Source organism: Extibacter muris (assembly GCF_004345005.1).
Lineage (GTDB): Bacteria > Bacillota > Clostridia > Lachnospirales > Lachnospiraceae > Extibacter > Extibacter muris.
Genome location: NZ_SMMX01000051.1, coordinates 1 through 1,035 on the forward strand (window position 1 = coordinate 1; position 1,035 = coordinate 1,035).

The 1,035-nt window shown below is 48.7% G+C and carries 1 protein-coding gene; it reads right to left on the reverse strand.

Annotated features, from left to right (window positions below; genetic code table 11):
* Positions 1 to 1,035, reverse strand: a 1,035-nt coding sequence (locus E1963_RS19160; protein WP_132281678.1) for an IS110 family RNA-guided transposase, incomplete at both ends; no start/stop codon positions are given.

Genomic DNA, 1,035 nt, shown 5'->3' on the forward strand with positions numbered 1-1,035 from the left:
ATCTGGAACAGGGTCTTACGGAGTCTGCCGGTTCCGCATTTGGAAGCCTTGTTGCTCTTTGAGCTATGCTGCCCCGATTGGTCTACACCGGGGTCAACGCCTGCAAAAGCGGTGAGTGCTTCCCTGTGGGTAAACCTTGAGACATCACCAATCTCAGCGATGAGCTGCGGGCCGTAGGTTTTGCCTACGCCATACATGCCCATGACAACCTCATATTCGGGAAGTGTGGATGCAAGTTCGTTCATCTCCCGGCGGAGGCGTTCGATATGGGCGGAAGCAAGGTTGAGCTGCTGTATGCTCTGTCGGATCAGAAGCCTGTAGGATTTCTCTTTTGGGAAGACGGCAACAAGCTCTTTGGAGGCGTTAAATAGTTCCTCCGGCTTGGATGGCTGGTAAATGTAATGGTGCTTCCTGCAAAAGGCTTCATAGCGCTCTGAGAAGGCTTTCAAACCGATTTTGCGGACACAGTCCACATGCCAGAATGAGTAAGCATAATCGACCCATTTTTCGCTGCCATCTTCACGGGCAGGGCTGCTGAACAGCTTGTTTACACCGGGATATGTATTATCCAGCAGTGCAATCAGGTTTGCTTTTGCAGCAACCTTTTGCCTCATAAAGAAGCTGAATTGTGAATTTAAGGTTTTCAGTTGGTTGCGTGTATTATCCATACTCGAATACTGACGCAGTTCAGCCCAGTTGTCAAGAGTATAGCGAGCTATCTTTTTAGCATCAGCAGGATCGGATTTGACCTTGCGCAAGGTATTATTACCGAAGTTTTTAATAAGGTGCGGATTAACGACAGTTACGAATAATCCGGCATCAGACAGGGTATTTGCCATAGGTTCATGGTATCTGCCGGTGCATTCCATCACGACCCTTGTATCCCCTTCAAGGGAAACGAGATAATCAGACAGTGCTTTTAAGGACTGGGAAGTGTGGAAAACATCAAAGGGTTTCCTGACAATGACACCTGCGGGCTGCAGGACTGCGATGGTGCTCTTGCCCTTTGAAACATCAATACCGACTGCGTTGTAC